Here is a 3,137-nt window from a genome sequence, read left to right as displayed (position 1 = left end):
TTCGCGCGGCGTTTTTGCCTACGGGCGGGCCGTTGCTGGCGCTGGTGCTGCTTGATCCGGGCCCCGACGCGGACATTGCAGCGCTTGCCGCGATGGGCGTGCCGATGACGGTGGCGCTTGACCCGATGCGCGCAGGCGTGGCGCAAGACGCCCGACTTTGGCGCGATGCCGGGTTTGAGGTGGCGATCCTTGCCGCTGCACTGCCAAGCGGTGCCACACCCGCCGATGTGGAGGTTGCGCTGGCTGCTTGGCGTCGGATGCTGCCCGAGGCAGTGGCGGTGATCGAACCACCCGAACCGGTGCTGCAAGCCAATCGCATTCTGGCCCAGCAACTCGTGGCGGTGCTGACGCGCGAGGGCCTCGGGCTTGCCACACAAGAGGGTAAGGGGCTGAACGCGGCAGCCCAACTTGCCGCCGCCGCAGGTGTGCCACAGGTCGCCATCTGGCGGGTGATCGATGGCGAAGGCGACAAGGCCGCCGCGATCCTGCGTTATCTCGACCGCGCCGCTTTTGAAGCGCAGCGCGGCTCAGGGGTAGCGGTCATGCTGCATGCGTGGCCCGAAACGCTGGCGGGTCTGGTCGAATGGCATGCATCGCGCAAGACCGGGCCAGAACTCGCGCCGTTTTCGGCACTGGCGCTGACGACGCAGTAACGGCCTAGCCGTTGCCGCGCCGCACAAACAGGCCCGCGTCTTCGGCGGCCTTGCGCAGCGCGCGGCTTTTGTTGACCGATTCCTGCCACTCTCCCTCGGGGCTGCTGTCAAAGACAACGCCGCCCCCGGCTTGCGTATAGAGTTGGCCGTCTTTCAACACAGCGGTGCGCAGCGCGATACACATGTCCATCTCGCCATTGGCCGCGAAATAGCCGACACCGCCGCCGTATACGCCGCGCTTTTCAGGCTCGAGCTCGTCGATGATCTCCATCGCGCGCACTTTTGGGGCACCTGAAACCGTGCCTGCGGGCAGCCCCGCCAACAGCGCCGACAGCGCATCCTGCCCCTCGGCAAGCTCACCCACCACGTTCGAGACGATATGCATGACGTGGCTATACCGCTCGATGATGAATTGCTCGGTCGGCCGCACCGTGCCGATGCGCGCCACACGGCCCACATCATTGCGCCCAAGGTCGAGCAGCATCAGATGTTCGGCGCGCTCTTTGGGGTCGGCCAGAAGTTCGGCCTCCAAGGCGCGGTCCTCATCGGGTGTTGCCCCGCGCGGCCGGGTGCCTGCGATCGGGCGCACAGTGACTTCGCCTTCCCGCAGCCGCACCAGGATTTCGGGGCTGGCCCCGATGATCTGAAAGCCGCCGAAATTGAGAAAGAACATGAAGGGCGAAGGGTTGGTGCGCCGAAGGCTGCGGTACAGCGCAAAGGGCGGCAGGCGGAACTCTTGCACCCAACGCTGGCTTGGCACGACCTGAAAGATGTCGCCCGCGCGAATATAGTCTTTGGCCTTTTCGACCGCCGCCATATAGGCCGCCTTGGAAAAGTTCGAGCGCGCCTCGCCAACGGCTTCAACCTCGCCCAGATCGCGGGCGGCGGCGGCGGGGGCGCGGTCAAGATCGCGCAGCGCGTCCATCACCCGCTCGGCGGCCTGCGCATAGGCCGCCCGCGCCGAAAGGCCGGTCGCCGCCCAAGCAGGGGCGCAGAGCGTAACCTCGCCTTTAACCCCATCAAGCACAGCGACCACCGAGGGGCGCATCAGCATCGCATCGGGCACACCCAACGGGTCGGGGTTGCCGCCCGGCAACTTCTCGACCAGCCGGATCATGTCGTAGCCCAGATAACCGAACAACCCGGCTGCTGCCGAGGGCAGCCCCTCGGGCATATCAATGCGGCTTTCGTCGATCAGCGCGCGCAGGGTTTCCAGCGGATGCCCCGGCAGCGGTTCGAATCGGTCTTCAAAGCGCGCGGTGCGGTTGATCCGCGCGGACTCGCCACGACATTCCCAGATCAGGTCTGGCTTCATGCCGATCATCGAATAGCGCCCGCGCACTTCACCACCGGTAACGCTTTCAAGCATGAAGCTGTTTGGCGCGGCATCGGCCAGTTTCAGCATCAGTGACACGGGCGTGTCGAGGTCTGCGGCAAGGCGGGCAAACACCAGCTGGTTGCGACCTGCGTTCCAGCCTGCTTCGAAATCTTCGAAAGATGGGTTCAGCGCGACCACGTTACCCCCTAGCGCATCTGCGCGTGCACTGCGGCAATCGCGGCACTGTCGATGTTCATGCCCGCCTCGGCCAACGCGGCGCGACCGTAAAGGTCAACCACATCGCGCGCCAGCGCTTGCCCAAGCGAGGACTCAAGCTCTGCGCGTGCTGCTGCCAGCGCCGGATCGTCGGGCGCGGTTGTATGTATGGCATCGACCATCAGCACCAGAACGCGGCCTTCGTCGTCGATGACCGTGGCCTCGCCACGCGCCAGCGTGAAGGTGGCGTCGCTGACCGATGCGGGCAAACCTTCAAGGAAGCCGCCGCGCGGAAGCGCGCCGACCGAGGTGGTGATCAACCCCTGCGCGCTAAGACTCGCCCCGGCGTTGATCGACGTCACCATCTTCTCGGCGGCCGCCAACAACTGCGCGTGGGTCTGCTCGGCTACCCATGCCGCGCGCACCGCCTCTGCGACCTCTTCGTAGGGGATCAGCGCGGGCGGGTTGATGGCCGTGATCTGAAAGGCAAAGACGCTTCCATCTTCGAGGCTGGAAAGTTCTGGGAAATCTTGGGGCGTGGCGGCGGCAACGGCGGTGCGGAATGCCTCATAGGCCGCGATGCCATCGCGCACATCGGCCGAATAGCGCAAGGTTTCCAGTTGCATCGGCGTTCCGGTGGCCATGTCTTCCAGCGTGGCGCCGCCGGCCAGCAGGTCTGCATATTCCTCGGAGCGGCTGGCAATCAGCCGCCGCGCGCCGTCCATCGAGGCTTCTGCTGCCAGAAATACGCGCGCATCTTCAAATGGCGTTTCTTCGGCGGGGAACGAGGCATTTATGGCGTAAAGCGCGGGCCCGAAGACCGAGGGCAGGGGCCCCACAAGCGCGGGCACCTCGGCTGCAAAGACGGCATCTGCCGCAGCCCCCAAATCTTCGCGGCCAACATCGCCCAGATCGACATCGCTGCGCGCAAGCCCGCGCTCGGCGACAAG

At 65.7% G+C, this 3,137-nt stretch carries 2 protein-coding genes and 1 pseudogene; 1 reads left to right on the top strand and 2 read right to left on the bottom strand.

The genetic code is table 11. The annotated features are described in order from the left end of the window. Window positions 1-653, top strand: a 653-nt coding sequence (locus tag ABY403_RS15035; protein ID WP_372841633.1) for a divergent polysaccharide deacetylase family protein, incomplete at its 5' end; no start/stop codon positions are given. 4 nt (window positions 654-657) lie between these two features. Here the strand turns inward: ABY403_RS15035 and trpE are convergent. Together trpE and ABY403_RS15025 are read right to left on the bottom strand one after the other, a co-directional pair. Then, window positions 658-2,169, bottom strand: a complete 1,512-nt coding sequence (gene trpE, locus ABY403_RS15030) for an anthranilate synthase component I (RefSeq protein ID WP_372841632.1) — start codon at window positions 2,167-2,169, stop codon at window positions 658-660. Window positions 2,170-2,177: 8 nt separating this feature from the next. Continuing rightward, window positions 2,178-3,137: pseudogene (locus ABY403_RS15025) on the bottom strand (peptidylprolyl isomerase); the annotation flags it as partial.

It is taken from the genome of Phaeovulum sp. (genome assembly GCF_041596715.1).
In the GTDB taxonomy this organism is placed as follows: Bacteria; Pseudomonadota; Alphaproteobacteria; order Rhodobacterales; family Rhodobacteraceae; genus UBA6213.
This window is presented reverse-complemented; position numbering and strand designations above follow the sequence as displayed.